This is a genomic window from Nocardia acidivorans NBRC 108247, assembly GCF_001625085.1.
Classification (GTDB): Bacteria; Actinomycetota; Actinomycetes; order Mycobacteriales; family Mycobacteriaceae; genus Nocardia; species Nocardia acidivorans.
Window position 1 is genome coordinate 1 of sequence record NZ_BDAW01000023.1, and the last position, 15,687, is coordinate 15,687.

At 66.9% G+C, this 15,687-nt stretch carries 13 protein-coding genes and 2 pseudogenes; 9 read left to right on the forward strand and 6 right to left on the reverse strand.

The features are described 5' to 3' along the window. Both NA10_RS13905 and NA10_RS13910 read right to left on the reverse strand, forming a co-directional pair. Positions 1-249: pseudogene (locus tag NA10_RS13905) on the reverse strand (glycosyl hydrolase); the annotation flags it as partial. Beyond that, a complete protein-coding gene (locus tag NA10_RS13910) occupies positions 246-1,097 on the reverse strand; it encodes an alpha/beta fold hydrolase (protein ID WP_067568139.1) in 852 nt (283 codons plus the stop codon). The gene NA10_RS13910 and the pseudogene NA10_RS13905, both read right to left, overlap by 4 nt. Positions 1,098-1,245: 148 nt before the next feature. On the opposite strand from NA10_RS13910, the gene NA10_RS13915 reads away from it, so the two are divergent. Then, positions 1,246-1,848: a TetR/AcrR family transcriptional regulator gene (locus tag NA10_RS13915; protein WP_067568141.1), complete on the forward strand. Its 603-nt coding sequence runs from the start codon at positions 1,246-1,248 to the stop codon at positions 1,846-1,848. Between the two features lie 91 nt (positions 1,849-1,939). Further along, entirely contained in the window at positions 1,940-3,544 is a 1,605-nt protein-coding gene (locus NA10_RS13920; RefSeq protein WP_067568344.1) for an FAD-binding protein, read from the forward strand. A 201-nt stretch (positions 3,545-3,745) separates the two neighbouring features. Here the strand turns inward: NA10_RS13920 and NA10_RS13925 are convergent, their stop codons facing one another. From NA10_RS13925 to NA10_RS13935, 3 genes are read right to left on the reverse strand one after another with little or no spacing between them, the layout of a single operon-like run. Then, on the reverse strand, positions 3,746-5,722 hold the full coding sequence (locus NA10_RS13925; protein ID WP_157556491.1) for an acetoacetate--CoA ligase: 1,977 nt from the start codon (positions 5,720-5,722) through the stop codon (positions 3,746-3,748). Beyond that, positions 5,719-6,468 carry a 3-hydroxybutyrate dehydrogenase gene (locus NA10_RS13930; RefSeq protein ID WP_067568143.1) on the reverse strand — a complete coding sequence of 250 codons (750 nt, stop codon included), beginning with the start codon at positions 6,466-6,468 and terminating at the stop codon, positions 5,719-5,721. The genes NA10_RS13925 and NA10_RS13930 overlap by 4 nt, the downstream gene beginning before the upstream one ends. Beyond that, positions 6,465-7,841: an MFS transporter gene (locus NA10_RS13935; protein WP_067568347.1), complete on the reverse strand. Its 1,377-nt coding sequence runs from the start codon at positions 7,839-7,841 to the stop codon at positions 6,465-6,467. Before NA10_RS13935 ends, NA10_RS13930 begins: the two co-directional genes overlap by 4 nt. Positions 7,842-8,001: 160 nt before the next feature. On the opposite strand from NA10_RS13935, the gene NA10_RS13940 reads away from it, so the two are divergent. Next, complete coding sequence (locus NA10_RS13940; RefSeq protein WP_157556493.1) at positions 8,002-8,928, forward strand: LysR family transcriptional regulator; 927 nt, start codon at positions 8,002-8,004, stop codon at positions 8,926-8,928. Positions 8,929-8,934: 6 nt separating this feature from the next. Here the strand turns inward: NA10_RS13940 and NA10_RS39715 are convergent. Further along, positions 8,935-9,101 (reverse strand): annotated as a pseudogene (locus tag NA10_RS39715) (cyanase); the annotation flags it as partial. 162 nt (positions 9,102-9,263) lie between these two features. Here NA10_RS39715 and NA10_RS13945 point away from each other — a divergent pair. The 6 genes from NA10_RS13945 (at position 9,264) to NA10_RS13970 (ending at position 15,613) form a co-directional block, all read left to right on the forward strand. Next, positions 9,264-10,865: a lipase family protein gene (locus tag NA10_RS13945; protein ID WP_067568148.1), complete on the forward strand. Its 1,602-nt coding sequence runs from the start codon at positions 9,264-9,266 to the stop codon at positions 10,863-10,865. 8 nt (positions 10,866-10,873) lie between these two features. Further along, complete coding sequence (locus NA10_RS13950) at positions 10,874-11,869, forward strand: 1-acyl-sn-glycerol-3-phosphate acyltransferase (RefSeq protein WP_067568150.1); 996 nt, start codon at positions 10,874-10,876, stop codon at positions 11,867-11,869. Between the two features lie 35 nt (positions 11,870-11,904). Next, on the forward strand, positions 11,905-13,365 hold the full coding sequence (locus NA10_RS13955; RefSeq protein WP_067568152.1) for a patatin-like phospholipase family protein: 1,461 nt from the start codon (positions 11,905-11,907) through the stop codon (positions 13,363-13,365). 250 nt (positions 13,366-13,615) lie between these two features. Then, complete coding sequence (locus NA10_RS38625; protein ID WP_245677197.1) at positions 13,616-14,188, forward strand: hypothetical protein; 573 nt, start codon at positions 13,616-13,618, stop codon at positions 14,186-14,188. 93 nt (positions 14,189-14,281) lie between these two features. Further along, on the forward strand, positions 14,282-14,758 hold the full coding sequence (locus tag NA10_RS13965) for a MarR family winged helix-turn-helix transcriptional regulator (protein WP_245677198.1): 477 nt from the start codon (positions 14,282-14,284) through the stop codon (positions 14,756-14,758). A 426-nt stretch (positions 14,759-15,184) separates the two neighbouring features. Next, positions 15,185-15,613 carry an SRPBCC domain-containing protein gene (locus NA10_RS13970; protein WP_067568156.1) on the forward strand — a complete coding sequence of 143 codons (429 nt, stop codon included), beginning with the start codon at positions 15,185-15,187 and terminating at the stop codon, positions 15,611-15,613. Positions 15,614-15,687 lie beyond the last annotated feature (74 nt).

Genomic DNA, 15,687 nt, shown 5'->3' on the forward strand with positions numbered 1-15,687 from the left:
CCCGCCGATCTCGGCCAGCAGTTCCCGATCCCAGGTGGCCGCGAGCGCGGATCCGGACGGCAGGCTGACCGACGGGTCGCGCTCGTCCCAGGTCTCCCCGCGCACACCGGACGGGCCGTCCGAGACCGGCATCTCCGCCAGTCCGATGCTGTCATCGCCCGCGAACCGGAAGATATTGGACCCGGAGACGAGCCGGATCTTGGCCTCCAGGTCCAGCTTGGCCAGCAGGTCGTCGATGAAGTCGGTCATGCCTGTTCCTTCCAGAAGCTCACCAGATCGGCCGATACCTGATCGGGCACATCCTCGTTCGGCACGTGGCCGTAGCCCGGATACACCGCGGTCCTAGCCTGCAACTGTTCGGCGAACTTCACGTGGACCTCGGGCGCCCAGAGGTCGTTCGTGTCGCCGTACGCCACCAGCAGCGGCACCCCGGCATCGCGCAACGCGGCGGGATCGGCGAGCGGCGGCTGCTCCATGCACTTGAGAATGCCGAGGATATTGGCCTGCTTGGTCTGCAGAATCCGATTGTGCAGGAACTCCATTCGCGTCGGGGCGATCTGTGCACCCGAGGCGGTCATGGCGGCGCTCATCTGCTGGAAGATGGCCTCCTGCCCGGCCTGCTCGACAATCTGCGCGACCATCGCGGGCGGCGGGAAATTGATGTCCCGCACCGAAGACGGCCCCGAGGCCAGCAGGGTGAAGCTGCGGAATCGCGCGGGCGTCTCGACCACCGCGACGCGGGCGACATACCCGCCGAAGGAATGCCCGACCAGATGCACGGGCGCGTCCGGCGACACCTGATCGATCACCTCGTGCAGGTCACCCACGAAATCGGCCATGGTGTACCCGGCGATGTCATCGGGGCCCTCGGACTGCCACTGGCCGCGCTGGTCGTAGGCGACCGCGCGATACCCGGCCGCCGCGAGCAGCGGGAGCATGAATTCGAAGTCCTCTTTGGAGCCGGTGAAGCCGGGCACCAGGACCGCGGTGCCGAGCTCCGGCGTACCGGCGGGTGGGTTGACCTCCCATCCGGCGAGCGCGCCCGCTCCGCCTCGCAGCGTGATCGATTCGATCGGCGTCTGGCTGCCCTGGGTCATCGGCTGTCCTTCCTCGCACGTCCCTGTACGGCTGACACGAGTGTGCCAGTGCGAATCCAGTTTACCGAGTTACCACTCGGTACCGTTATATGTTCGTTATGTACAGCTGTTTTTGCAGGTCCCGGCAGTACGACTACTGTCCCAGCACATGACGCCGCATCCCCAACGCCGGAGACGGGGCGACGACCGCCGCGAGCAGATCATCGATCAGGCGCTGAAGAGCTTCGCCGAGAACGGCTATCGCAATTCCTCGATCGCCGATATCGCCGAGCGCTGCGGACTCTCCCAGCCCGGACTGCTGCACTACTTCCCGAACAAGGCGGCGCTGCTGGCCGCGGTGCTCGAATATCGCGATCGGCTCGATACCGATCGACTCGGCATGAACCGGCAGTTGCGCGGCAAAGACGCACTGGGACAACTGGTTCGGCTCGTCGAGCACAATATGCACGTGCCCGGACTGGTGCAGCTGTTCACCGTGGTCACCAGCGAGGCGGTCACCCTCGATCACCCCGCCCGGGACTGGGTGGTCAATCGCTATCGGGTGCTCGAAACCTTCCTCGCGGGCGCGCTGGACGGCGGCATCGCCGATGGCACGCTGCGCCCCGATATCAATACCACCGCCATCGCCCGACAGATCACGGCCATGATGGACGGCCTGCAATTGCAATGGCTGCTCGATCCCGAGCGGGTGGATATGGCCGCTCTCTTCCGCGCCTATATCGACGGACTCAGCGCGCAACTGTCGGCCTGAACGCGAATGGCCCGGCGAACTAGAACACGTTATAGTTCAGTTCGCTCGGCAGGGGACGCCGGCATTCTCATTCGGGAAGGTGGTCGCAACGGTGCGGACCTGGGATTCTTCGGCCGATATCGTCGTGGTGGGCTACGGCGGCGCGGGTGTGGCGGCAGCATTGGCCGCGCGCGAGACCGGGGCGGATGTACTGGCCCTCGACCGGTTCCTCGGCGGCGGCGCGACCGCGCTGTCCGGCGGCATCGTGTACGCGGGCGGCGGCACCTGGGTGCAGCGCGCGGCGGGCGTGCCGGACGATGTCGAGAATATGCTGGCCTACCTGCGGGCCGAGGTCGGCGATGCGGTGAGCGAGCAGACGCTGCGACGGTTCTGCGAGGGCTCGGCGGCCATGATCGACTGGCTCAGCTCGCACGGGGTACCGTTCCAGCCGTCGCTGTGCCCGTACAAGACCTCGTACCCCACCGATGACCACTACCTGTACTACTCCGGTAGCGAAAACTCAGGCGGTTTCCGGGAATTGGCGAAACCGGCGCAGCGCGGACATCGCGCGCACGGGCGGGGCGTCTCGGGTAAGAAGGTATTCGAGCCGCTCGCCGAGTCCGCCGCCCGCCATGGAGTTCGGGTTCAGATCGGCACCAGGGCAACCGAACTCGTCATCGAGGACGGCCGAGTGGTAGGTGTGCGGGCCGTCTCGCTGACCGATGCGCCCGACAAGGTGCGGCGGCGGTTCGCGGCACTGGCCCGCATCTCGGCCAAACCCGGTGTGTACCACCCGGGTTTGCGCAATACGGTCGGCAAGCTGATGGATCGCCTCGAGGCGCGACATGGCCGGACGGTGCACATCCGGGCGCGCTCGGGCGTCATTCTCACCACCGGTGGCTTCATCGCCAATGGGGCGATGGTCGCCCAGCACGCGCCGAATTACCCCTGGGCGGAAGGACTTCCACTCGGTACCGCCGGTGACGACGGCAGCGGCATCGCCATGGCGCAGGCGGCGGGCGCGGCCACCGGCAAGATGGACGCCCTGTCGACCTGGCGGTTCATCGCGCCGCCGAGCGCCTTCTTCGGCTCGATCGCGGTGGATGCCGACGGCCGGCGCATAATCGACGAATCCCGCTACGGCGCGGCCATGGGCGCGGCGATCGCGAGCGCACCCGGCAATCGAGCGTGGCTGCTGGTGGACGCGGAACTGATGGCCGAAGCGCAACGCCAGCTCGGCGGACAGTCGGTGTGGTTCCAGCGCATGCAGACCGAACGGCTCATGCGAGTCAAGCGCATCACCGGGAATACCATCGAGGATGTGGCGGCCCGCGCGGGTATCGAACCCGCGGCGCTGCGCAAGACCGTCGACGCGCACAATCGCGCCATCGAACACAACGCCCCCGACCCGCTGGGCAAGCCCGCCGACATCCGCAAGCCGATCCGCACGGGTCCCTATGCGCTGCTGGATATTTCGTTCAAGGCACGGCTGACCTACCCGATGCCCATGCTGACCCTGGGCGGGCTGCTGGTCGACGAGGACACCGGTGCGGTCCGCACCACCGACGGCGGCACCATCCCCGGATTGTTCGCGGCGGGCCGGGCGGCGGTCGGCGTCTGCTCCAACTCCTATGTGAGCGGGCTGTCCCTGGCGGACTGCGTATTCTCCGGTCGCCGCGCCGGCGCGCACAGCGTGCGGGTGAACAGCACGCTCTGAGCGCTCACAGGCTGGCGGGCAGCCACATCATCACATTCACCTCGGGCCCGCCCCAGCCCCATCGGACCCGCCCCGGCCGCCGACCGCCGAAGGCGCTGTAGAAGCCGACGTTCCGGCCGCCATGGCCGTGATCGGGGATCGGATCTGGTATCAGCCCCGATGGTTCGACCGGTATGTGCCGGACTTCGACGTCGAGGGCAATCAGCTGGTCGTGCAGGAACGGTGAGTGGCGTACCAGGACAACAGTTCCGGGGCGTCGATGGCGCTGGGGTCGACGACCCGGGCCGGATCCGCGCCTTGGAGTATGCGTTTGAGGGGGACCTCCAGTTTCTTGCCGGTGCGGGTGTGCGGAATGCCCGGGGCGCACTGGATTTCATCGGGGACGTGGCGCGGAGAGAGCTGGGTGCGCAGGGCGCTGGTGATACGCAGGCGCAGGTCGTCGGTGAGGGTTCGGTCCTCGGGCAGTACGACGAACAGCGGCATCCAGTAGCCGCCATCGGGTAGTTCGATACCCAGGACGAGGGCTTCGAGAACCTCGGGCAGGGCCTCGACCACCTGATAGATCTCGGCGCTGCCCATCCGAATCCCATTGCGGTTCAAGGTGGAATCGGAGCGGCCGTGCACGGTGACGCTGCCGTGCGGGTTGACTGTGATCCAGTCGCCGTGCCGCCAGACGCCGGGATAGGTGTCGAAATAGGCGTCGCGGTAGCGGGAGCCGTCCGGATCGTTCCAGAAGCGCAGCGGCATGGACGGCATGGGGGCGGTGACGACGAGTTCGCCGACCGCACCGTGCACCGGGTCACCGGATTCATCCCAGGCTTGCAGGGCCACACCGAGATACGGTGCGGAGAGTTCACCCGGCCAGACGGGAACGGTGGGGACACCACCGATGAAGGCGGAGACGATATCGGTGCCGCCGCTGATGGCAGAGACCGGGATATCGCCGATATGGTCGCGCAACCACAGCGAGGAGGTGGCGGGCAGGGCCGAGCCGGTGATGCCGATTTGTCGCAGTCGGCTCAGATCGTGGGCGCGAGAGGGTAGCACGCCCGCCTTCTCGCAGGCGAGGACATAGCCGGGGCTCGTGCCCAGCACGGTGGTTCCGGTGCGAGCGGCCATGGCCCACAGCGCATCCGGGGCCGGATACGCGGGGCTGCCGTCGTAGCAGACGATGGTCGCACCGGCCAGCAGACCGGCGACCTGGAAGTTCCACATCATCCAGCTGGGGCTGGTGTACCAGAAGAAGGTGTCCTCGGGTTCGATATCGGAGTGCAGGGCAATGGCTTTGAGGTGCTCCAGCAGGACGCCGCCGTGGCCGTGGACTATTCCCTTGGGCCTGCCGGTGGTGCCGGAGGAATAGAGCACCCACAGGGGGTGGGCGAAATCGACCGCGGTCGTGGCGATGCCGGCGGGGGTCCAGCCGAGGTCGGCGGCGAGGTCTTCGGTGGCGTCATCCCAATCGAGGGTGCCGTCGAGGGTGTGACCGTACCGTGCGAGCAGGATGGTGCCCCGCAGCGTGGGCAGACCCGCACGGAGAGCGACGATCTCGTCGCGTTTGTCGTGTGCCCGGCCACCGAAGCGATAGCCGTCGGCGGTGATCAGTACGGTCGGTTCGAGCTGACCGAGCCGATCCAAGGCCGCCTGGGCGGTGTAGTCCTGACCGCACGCGCTCCAGATCGCGCCGATACTCGCGGTGGCGAGGAAGGCGATCACCGCCTCGGGAATATTGGGCAGATAGCCGACCACCCGATCGCCGGAACCGACTCCCAGTGCACGAAGCCTACGGGCCAGCACTGCTGTGCGCGAAAGCATTTCGGCCCAGGAGACCTCCCGCACCGGGATGTCCTCGCCCAGGGCGAGGATCGCGGGCCGGTCGGCGCGCGCCTGACGCACCACCCGGTCGACATAATTCAGCCGGGTCCCCGGAAACCATTCGGCTCCCGGCATGGCGGATTCGGCCAGCACCTCCGCAGGAGTGTCACCGAGTTCGAAGTACTCCCAGACCGCCCGCCAGAACCCCGGGATGTCCCGTACCGACCACCGCCAGAGTTCGTGATAGTCCGCGGCGGTGACGCCGTAGCGCTCTTCGACGAATCGGGTGAAGTCGGTGATGCGCGCGCCCGCAAGGGTTTCCGCATCGGGCACCCACTGCGGCGCGATCTGCTCGGACAGTGTCATCGCGCGCTCCACCCGCCGTCCATGGTGTAGCTCGCGCCGGTCACCATGCGGGCGGCGTCGGTGGCGAGCCAGCCGACCAGCGAGGCCACCTCCTGCGGTTCCACCAGGCGTTTGATGGCGTTCTCGGTGAGCATGATCCGTTCCACCACCTCCTGTTCGTCGATACCGTGCGCGGCGGCCTGATCGGCGATCTGCCTGTCCACCAACGGGGTTCGCACATAGCCGGGGCTGACGCAATTGCTGGTGACGCCGTGCGGGCCGCCCTCCAGCGCGGTCACCTTGGACAGCCCCTCCACCGCGTGCTTGGCGGTGACGTACGCGGATTTGTAGGCCGAGGCGCGAATACCGTGCACCGAGGAGATATTGATGATTCGGCCATGGCCGCGCTCGTACATATGCGGCAGGGCCGCGCGAATCAGCAGGAAGGGCGCTTCGACCATGAGCGCCAACAACATTCGGAAACGCTCGGGCGCGAAGTCCACGATCGGGCTGATGCTCTGCACCCCCGCGTTGTTCACCAGGATGTCGACCTCGAGGCGCAGGTCCTCCAGGGCTGTGACGTCCAGCAGGTCCACTTCCCAGGCGTGCCCGCCGATCTCGGCGGCGACCTGTTTCGCGCCGGGGCCGTCGATATCGGCGACGATCACCGTGGCTCCTTGTCCGGCAAGCTCTTTGGCGCACGCCGCGCCTATCCCGCTCGCACCGCCCGTGACCAGGGCGGTGCGACCGGTCAGATCCGCTGTCATGCGGGCACCTTCCGATTGCTCTCGGCGGCAACGCTTTGCGCGTCCGCCAGGTCGATGGCGGCCAGATCCGCGCCATTGGTCTCGCGGGCGGACAGCACCGCGACCACGGTGACCGCGGCCGCACCGGCCAGGTACCAGGCGATCGGCACCGAGGATTTGTAGGTATTGAGCAGTCGCACCGCGATGATCGGCGCGAGCGATCCGGCCACGATCGAGGTCACCTGATACCCCAGGGAGACACCGGAATACCGCATTCGGGTCGGGAACATCTCGGCCATGATGGCGGGCTGGGCGGCGTACATGAAGGCGTGGAAGACCAGGCCGATGATGATGGCCGCGAGGATCACCGCATTGTGTTTGCTGTCCATCATGGGGAAGGCGAAGAAGCCCCAGGTGCCCGCGGCCAGCGCGCCGATCAGGTAGATCGGGCGACGGCCGTACCGGTCGCTGAGCCGTCCCGCCAGCGGGATGATCGCGAAATGCACCGCGTGCGCGGCCAACAGCCACCACAGGATGACCTTGGTATTGGTCCCGACATGCACCTTCAGATACGTGATGCTGAACGTGACCACCAGGTAGTACAGGATATTCTCGCCGAAGCGCAGGCCCATGGCGGTGAAAACCCCACGCGGATAACGCTTGAGCACCTCGATGGCGCTGAACGAGGTCGCCTTCTCCTGTTCGGCCAGCTGCTGCGCGGCCAGGAAGATGGGCGCGTCGGTGATCTTGGTGCGCACGTAGTAGCCGATCAGCACCACCACCGCCGAGAGCCAGAAGGCCACCCGCCAACCCCAGGACAGGAACGAGGCGTCCGAGAGCGTGGAGGTCAGGATCAACAGCACGACGGTCGCGAGCATATTGCCCAGCGGTACCGCGGCCTGCGGCCAGGAGGCCCAGAACGCGCGACTTCTGCTCGGACTGTGTTCTGCCACAAGCAGAACCGCGCCACCCCATTCACCGCCGACCGCGAAACCCTGCATGAAGCGCAGCACCACCAGCAGGGTGGGGGCCAGATAGCCGACCTGGGCGAAGGTCGGCAGACAGCCCATCAGGAAGGTGGTCGCGCCCACCAGCAGCAGGCTCAGCTGGAGCAGCTTCTTGCGCCCGTACTTATCGCCGAAGTGCCCGAACACGATTCCGCCGATCGGCCGCGCCGCGAAGCCCACCGCGTAGGTGATGAACGCCGCCAGAATCGCATCCAGATCGCTGGTGCCCTTGGCGAAGAAGACCTTGTTGAAGACCAGCGTCGCCGCCGTGCCGTAGAGGAAGAATTCGTACCACTCGACGACGGTGCCCGCCATCGAGGCGGCCACCACCCGCCGGAGTCCCGCCAGCGCGGTGTCCTGCGGCGGCTCGGTATCCCGGACGCTCATGGCTCGGTATCCCGGACGCTCATCGTGCAACTCCTTCACGATCGGGCCGCGTCCCCTCATCTGTGACGCGGCCCACAAATCAATCAGGTACCGAGTATTCGTGCACATTCGAATGGCAGCAATGGCCAAGTTCGCAGGGCATATCTGCGAAGATGCAGAAATGAGCGTGACCCCCGCCACTTCCCGACCCAATCCGGATGACCTGCTCGTACTGCTCGCGGTGGGGCGGACCGGCCGCTACGTTTCAGCAGCCGATGAGCTGGGGTTGAACCACACCACCATCTCGCGGCGGATCGCGGCGCTCGAGCACGCGCTGGGCGGGCGGGTGCTCATGCGCGGCGCGGGCGGGTGGGAGTTGACCGAATTGGGCCGAGAAGCGTTGGCGGCGGCCGAAACCATCGAATCCGCGGTGCGGACGCTGGCCTCGGGCACCGATGGGGCGCGGGTGCTCGAGGGGGTGGTTCGAATGTCCGCGACCGATGGCTTCAGCGCGTATCTGGCCGCGCCCGCCATCGCGCAGGTACAGCGCGAACACCCCAAAGTGACGGTGGAGATCATTACCGCGACCCGCCGGGCATCCCTGCAACGCTCCAGCCTCGATATCGAGGTGGTGGTCGGCAAACCCCAGGTTCGGCGGGCCGAAGCCATCGCCCTCGGGGACTACACCCTCGCCCTCTACGCCTCCGAGTCCTATCTCGCCGCCCACGGCTCCCCCGAATCCGTCGCCGATCTGTCGAATCATCCGCTGGTGTACTTCATCGACTCCATGCTCCAGGTCGACGACCTCGACCTGGCACCGACGCTCTTCGCACCCACCATGCGCGAATCCATCTCCTCCACAAACGTTTTCGTGCACGTGGAGGCCACCCGCGCCGCCGCCGGCATCGGCCTGCTCCCCTGCTTCATGGCCGACCGGCACGCGGACCTCATCCGGGTCCTGCCCGACGAGGTCGCCGTCCAACTCACCTACTGGCTCGTCACCCGCCCCGAAACCCTGCGGCGACCGGAGGTGGCGGCCATCGTCCGGGCATTGCGGGCCCAGGTGCTGGCACTGCGCCCCCAGCTCCTGGGAGCCCCCTCCGCCTGAAGGCATTCAGAGCCGAACGATTCCGGATCGGAAGGGTTTGGCCGGGAGGTACTTGCCGTTGAGGGTGATGACGGCGCGTTCGCCGCCCTCCGGGTCGGGGTGAATATCAGCGGCCAGACCTTGCCGACGTCCAGGGTGAAGTTGATGGCGCTGATCACGCCGTCGCCGAACTGAGTCGCGGGAAAAGCCGCGGAAACGGGATGCCGACAAAAGACGGTACCTGCGCGTGATCTCGGTTCGCGGCAACCCGACCGCAGCCCATCTACAATTCTCCTTCGAGATCGCGTTACCGCAATTCGGCATCGACACAATCGGTCACTGAAACGGAGCGGACGATGATCAGTGCGGGAAATCTTTTGCGGGAAACCGCATTCCATCGAGCGGGCACCCTGGATAGCAGCGAAGAACTCCCGACATCGTTCCGGCCCGAACATTGCGCGGCGGCATATCGCGTGTGGTATCAGGGCATCGGTTATGACGGATCGGGCCGAATCGTCTCCGGATCGGTATTCATTCCCGAGGGCGACCCGCCAGTCGACGGCTGGCCGGTGATCAGTTACGCGCACGGAACCACCGGACTGTCCGACCGCACCGCACCATCGGTGGCGGGCTTGTCGCGACCGGAGAGCCGGCACGTGGGCATGTGGCTCGACGCCGGATACGTCGTGACCGTCACCGACTACGAGGGACTGGCCTCCCCCGGCCCGCACCCCTACTTCAATGGCGAGGCCGCCGCCGACGATGTGGTCGACATCGTCCGCGCCGCGCACCAGCTCGGTCATCCGCTGAGCCCGCGCTGGGTCGCGGTCGGCTTCTCCCAGGGCGGTCACGCTGCCCTCTTCACCGGGCTGATGGCCACCAAATACGCTCCGGAGCTGGACTTCCGCGGCACGGTGGCGCTGGCTCCGCCGGTCGAGGTGCCGATGATCATCGATCTGCAGACCGCCGAGGACACCGCCGCCATCACCCTGTTCCTGCCCTATCTGCTCGCCGGACTGCGCACCACCCGCGGCCTGGACACGCACGCCTTCCTGACCGGCCTCGGACGGCGACTGGTCGAGCTCGCCGAGCACGCGCCGGTGCGCGATATCCATCACGCGGTCACCCTGCTCACCAACGAGGACATCGGCACCACCGGTCTGAGCGGCCGCCCCGGCGTCGATGAGATGCTGCGCGCCTGCCGGGTGCCCTCGGCCCGATTCGATCGACCGGTCATGCTGGCGGCGAGCACCGGCGACGCCGTGCTGCCCATGGTGGTCGTCACCCGCTTCGTCGACGAAATACGCAGGGCCGGAACCGATATCCACCTGACCACGTGCATCGGAATCGATCATTCGGGCATGCTGTGCGCGGTACCGGAGATGATCTCCTGGGTCGGCGAACGCATGAGCGCGCCCGCCGTGGCCGAATCACTCAGCGCCAGACACGGATTCGGGCTGCTGGACATCACCGGCGACGGCTATCTGACCGCCGACGACTACGAGGCCTTCGGACTGCGGCTGGTGCAGGCGTTCCACGAGGCCCCCGGCTCGCCCCGGGCCATGGCGGTGCGCGCGGGCTACCGGGCGCTCTGGCATTCGATGGCCGCCAGGGCCGATGCGGACGGGGACGGGCGGATCACCGTCACCGAATTCCTGGACTGGCTCGAAAGGCACTGTGACAATGAGGGATTCGATCGAGACATCACGCCGCTGGCACAGGCCGTCATCGAGCTGGCCGACGCCGACCGCAACGGAGTGCTGGATCGAGGCGAACTGATCGAACTGCTCCTCGGATGCGAATTCACCACCGCCGAGGCGTCGGTGCTGTTCGATCGCCTCGATATCGACGGCTCCGAGACGATCACCACCGATGAGCTGATCACCGCCATCCGCGAGTTCTGCCTCGACCCGACCCCGGATAAACCGGGCGCGTGGCTATTCGGGCGGTTCCGATGAGGAGCAGGGTGCCGACCGCCGTCCTCGGCGGAATGCTGTTGGTCGCCGGTGCGCCCGTACTGCTGCTCGCGCGCCTGGTGGTGTCGCTGCCGGGTATCTCGGAGGCGCTGCGCAGCCGGGCACGCCTGCTCCTGCTCTCGGCGGCGTTCCTGCTCGTGTACGAGATCGACGGCCGATCGAGCCGAGAGATCCGGCGCTCGGGGCGGCAGGGCGGATGCGACCGCCTCGCCGCGCTGAACCGGCGGTTCTACGGTTGGGGTTTCGCGATGGCGCGCATCGATCTCAATTGCGCTCCGCCGCCGCGCATTCCGGCCGATCGACCGGTGATCGTGCTGGCCCGGCACGCCGGGGCCTTCAACAGCGCGCTGATGGCCCATCTCATCGCCCGCGATCTGGGCCGGGACACCTACACCATCGCCAAGCGCTGCGCCGCCCTCACCCCGGGGCTGCGGGCGGCCTACGCGGCCTCGGGCGTGGTCTACTGCCGGTTCGATCAGCAGGGCAAAACCCTTGCCCTGCAACAGCTGCAACGACAGGCCGCCGATGCGCTGCCCACCGATGCGCTGCTGCTCTTCCCCGAGGGGACGAACTATTCGGTCAGGCGCTGGCGGCAGGCCATCGACACGCTGCGGGCGGCGGGCCGCGACGCGCAGGCCGCGCAGGCCGAGGCGTGCCCGCATGTCATGCCGGTGCATCCGACCGGCGCCTGGATGCTCGCCGCCGGCGCGCCGACCGCGGACGTGGTCGTGCTCGCGCAGACCGGACTGGAGGATCTCACCGGGGCGGGCGGGCTGGGTTATCCGTGCATCGGCAGCGGCGAGGTCCGGGTCGGGTGGTGGCATATCCCGGCCGCCGAGGTGCCCCGCGAGCGCACCGAATTCGCCGCCTGGCTGCGCGGGCAGTGGCGCGAGGTCGATGCCTGGATCGCGACCGCACGCACCGGCGAAAACCTGGAAACCGTTCCGGCCGTTCACTCTTCGATGCCACTCCGCCCGGTCCACTGAATCGTCTCGGGAGCCGCGATGTTATGACGAACGCTATGACAGAGATCCCCCGCACCGCCTTCGTACTCGGCGGCGGCGGCATGCTCGGCGGCTATCAGGTCGGCATGCTGCGCGCGCTCGCCGAGCACGACATCACCCCGGACCTGGTCGTCGGCACCTCGGTCGGGTCGATCCAGGGCGCGATCCTGGCCGCGCACCGCACCGGGGACACGATCGAGGCGCTGACCGCGTTCTGGCATGACGCGCTCACCAGGAAGGTGATGGGCGTGCCGCTGCGTCCGCTCCTCACCAATCTGGTGCGGATGCGGCCCGCACTCGCCACCCAGGACGCACTGCGCGAGGTCCTGGAACGCCACGTCGGCGCGGACACCCGCATCGAGCGGCTCGCGATTCCGTTCCAGTGCGCGGCCGCCTCCATCGAACGGGCCACCGCGCGGTACTTCGATTACGGGCCATTGGTTCCGGCGCTGCTGGCCTCGAGTTGTATTCCGGGACTGTGGCGGCCGCTGCGCATCGGGGCCGAGCACTACATCGACGGCGGTGTGGTGGAGACGGTGCCGTTGACCCGCGCGGTCTCCTTCGGCGCGAAGGAGATCTACGTCCTGCGGCTGCGCCAGCGCGAACTGCCGTTGAAATCTCCGCGCCTGCCTTGGCAATTGGGGCAGACCGTCTTCGAGGTGTCCCGGCGGCATCGGCTCGGGCAGGTGATCAATATGCGCCCGGCGGGGGTGACCGTGCACCTGCTGCCCACCGGTGAGGATCTGCTGGAACCGCCGGACACCGGGCTGCACACCGGTGTCCGGCAGCAGGTGGAGATCTTCGAGCGACGGGTGGCGGCCGGATACCGCAGCACCGTGGAGTATCTGAACGCCACCGAGGAGCGCAAGACCGCGACCATCCGGCCGCGCACCCGGGACCATCGCCGAATCCCGCCGTCCCCCAACTCCTCCCGCTTCGTGCGCGACAAGCTCGCCCGATTCTTCGATCTCTTCGACCACGACCGCGATCAGCGCGTCTCCTTCCGCGAATACTCCGCGGCCGCCGACCGCATCTGCGCCGCCTTCGCCTGCCCGCCCGAAAGTGCCACCGGCACAAGACTTCACCATGCCATTACGGAATTCTGGGCCGGACTCTGCCGCGAAGCCGGCGTCGATCCCGGAGCCCGGCTGGACCGTGACCGATACGTCGACGCGCTGGCCCGCCTGACCGGTAATCCCGCCGACTACGACACCCACGTCCTGCCCGCCATCGCGGCCATTCTCGCGGCCGCCGACCACGACCGGGACGCGGTCCTGAACGTCGACGAACTGCACCACCTGCTCAACGCGCTCGGCGTCGACACCGCCGGCATCCACGCGGTCTCGCTGCGCCTGGACACCAACAACGACGGCGTGCTGAGCCTCGACGAACTCGACGAAGCCTTCGCCGACTTCTTCACCAGCGAGGAGCCCGGCGCCCCGGGCAATCTCCTGTTCGGCGCGGCACCGCTTTGTTGACCGCGAGGTATTCGGAGCCATTCGATGCCTAAGCGATTTCAACTATCCGGAGTCAATATCTAACTGCGGAAAAATACATACCGAGCAGCACTCGAATGCCGGGGAAAACCAAAGTTTTATTCGCGATTTCCGCCCGCGAAGAGAAGCGAACAGGCTACATTTCAAACCTCTTGGATTGCTTCACCCTTTTTTGGAGATAGTTATGAGATCTGCCGCTTCCGTACTGCTTCGCGCCGGTGTTGTTACTCCCGTGGCACTCGCCACTCTGTTCTGTTTGGCCGCCCCCGCGAATGCCACGCCGGTCACGGTGAACTGGAGTTGCCAGGGCACCATCTTCGGCGTCGGTCAGACCTCGAGCATGACCACCTCGGTGAATGGGACCGCGCCCAGCTCGGCGGCCTCGGGCTCGGCCGTGGCCATCACCCTCACCCCGGGTGCTTCCACGGTTCCCAGTTCGGCCTCCGGCTTCAGTGTGACAAATATCAGCAACCTGAAGATGGCCTTCCCGACCCCGGCGAATTCCACTCTGGTCTCGGCTTCCGCATCCGGCGGAACCGTGGCGGGCACCGTCAGCACCTCGGGCGGCAATGTCGTTCTCACCGTGCCGGGTCCGATCGCGGGCGGCACCAGCTTCACCCCGCCCGCGGTGACCATCAATGTCACCGCCGGAACCCCGGGAACACCGATCACCAGCAAATACGCCGGGACGAGTTATGCCAATCCGGGTATGACCATGACGACCAAGGTGGCAGTCGTGGGCAATGTCGCCACCGCGTGCTATCCGAATCCGTCCCCGACGCTCACCACCACCACCGTCAGCTGATCCGCGGGGCGGAGTGGTGAATACCTGGATCGGGCCATTACCGGTGGCCCGGTCCAGGTATGGTGACTGCTTTTGAGAGGTTTCATGTTTCCAGTGGCGCCGATCGCAATAGAGCTCAGAAAAGCACTGGAGTTCTACCACGGAACCCTCGAGGATCTGGCCCGCGAATTAATCCGATTGCTCGGAGTGAACGAGACCGATCGGCGCGCGCTGGAAATCGTTCTGCTCGGGGACGGAAAGTCCACCACGCCGGGAATGCTCGCCGCACAACTCGGCCTCACCGCCGCCGGGGCCACCATCATGCTCAACCGACTGGAGAAGCAGGGCTATATCGCCCGTTCCCTGCATCCCACCGATCGCCGCCGGGTGATCGTGGTCGCCACCGACCTCGCCGCGCGTCGCGTCCAAGACCTCATCGCACCCCTGGTCCACGAGGGCTACCGGACCATGCTGAGCCGCTACGACCCCACCGAACTGGAAATGATCGCGGGCTTCCTGACCCACGTGAGCGAATTACAGCAGAGCCACCGGCAGCGCCTGCGGGATATGGACCCGTATCCGCGACCGTGAACCTGCCCGGCGCGCCACCGGATCTCACGGGTCGATGCGGTCGCGCGGCAGCAGCAGGCTGGCGGCCGCGATCGCGCGCTGGGCTGCGAACCGCCCAGCATTACGCTCATGGTCCGCAACTCCTTGGCATCCGGTCATATCCGCCGCTCTCCGAGCCAGACGACCGGCGCGCCAGCATTGTCGAACTCACCGACAGCGGCCGCGCGCTAATCGAGCGCATCAAAGTGCTCTGGCACGCGCTGGCCGAGGAGACCGTCGCCGGACTCTCCCCCGAAACCGTCCCGGCCCTACCGCAATTGCTCAGCACCCTGACGCCAATGCCGACTCACGCCGGGGCGGCCGCGCGTCGTCCTGACGCTTTCTTGCAAGACCAAGATCCACTCCGGGCCTACGCTGAAAGTCCATCAGTCAGGGAAGGAGCACGCTATGACGGGATATATCGCCACGGCGGAGACCGACATCAGCGCCTCACCGCAGCAGGTGTGGAGCACGCTGACCGACCCCGAACGGATCCGCGAATTCATGTTCGGCGCCCAGGTGCGCACCAACTGGCGGGTCGGCGGTCCGATCGTCTGGGCGGGCGAATACGAGGGCAAAACCTATGAGGACAAGGGCGAAATCCTCGCCTTCGAGCCCGGCCGCCTGCTGAAGATGACGCACTTCAGCCCGCTCACCGGCCAACCGGACGTCCCGGAGAACTACCACACGCTCACCTACGAATTGACCGGCGACGACACGACCACTCACCTGACCCTGAGCCAGGACAACAACGCCAGCGAAGACGAAGCCGAGCACTCGCGCGGGATGTGGCAAACCCATGTCAGCGGCATCAAGAAGGCCGCCGAACACGGTTAGCGCCACCGCGCAACGGCTTTCGCCCGCTCACCTCGACGACCCGCGAACGGCCCGTTCCGTTGTTATGGTGGTGC

What these genes read in the sequence shown, in the direction of transcription:
- NA10_RS13910 (WP_067568139.1), bottom strand. Translation starts at nt 1,097, where the DNA reads ATGACCCAGGGCAGCCAGACGCCGATCGAATCGATCACGCTGCGAGGC.
- NA10_RS13915 (WP_067568141.1), top strand. Translation starts at nt 1,246, where the DNA reads ATGACGCCGCATCCCCAACGCCGGAGACGGGGCGACGACCGCCGCGAG.
- NA10_RS13925 (WP_157556491.1), bottom strand. Translation starts at nt 5,722, where the DNA reads ATGACACTGTCCGAGCAGATCGCGCCGCAGTGGGTGCCCGATGCGGAA.
- NA10_RS13930 (WP_067568143.1), bottom strand. Translation starts at nt 6,468, where the DNA reads ATGACAGCGGATCTGACCGGTCGCACCGCCCTGGTCACGGGCGGTGCG.
- NA10_RS13935 (WP_067568347.1), bottom strand. Translation starts at nt 7,841, where the DNA reads ATGAGCGTCCGGGATACCGAGCCGCCGCAGGACACCGCGCTGGCGGGA.
- NA10_RS13940 (WP_157556493.1), top strand. Translation starts at nt 8,002, where the DNA reads ATGAGCGTGACCCCCGCCACTTCCCGACCCAATCCGGATGACCTGCTC.
- NA10_RS13945 (WP_067568148.1), top strand. Translation starts at nt 9,264, where the DNA reads ATGATCAGTGCGGGAAATCTTTTGCGGGAAACCGCATTCCATCGAGCG.
- NA10_RS13955 (WP_067568152.1), top strand. Translation starts at nt 11,905, where the DNA reads ATGACAGAGATCCCCCGCACCGCCTTCGTACTCGGCGGCGGCGGCATG.
- NA10_RS13970 (WP_067568156.1), top strand. Translation starts at nt 15,185, where the DNA reads ATGACGGGATATATCGCCACGGCGGAGACCGACATCAGCGCCTCACCG.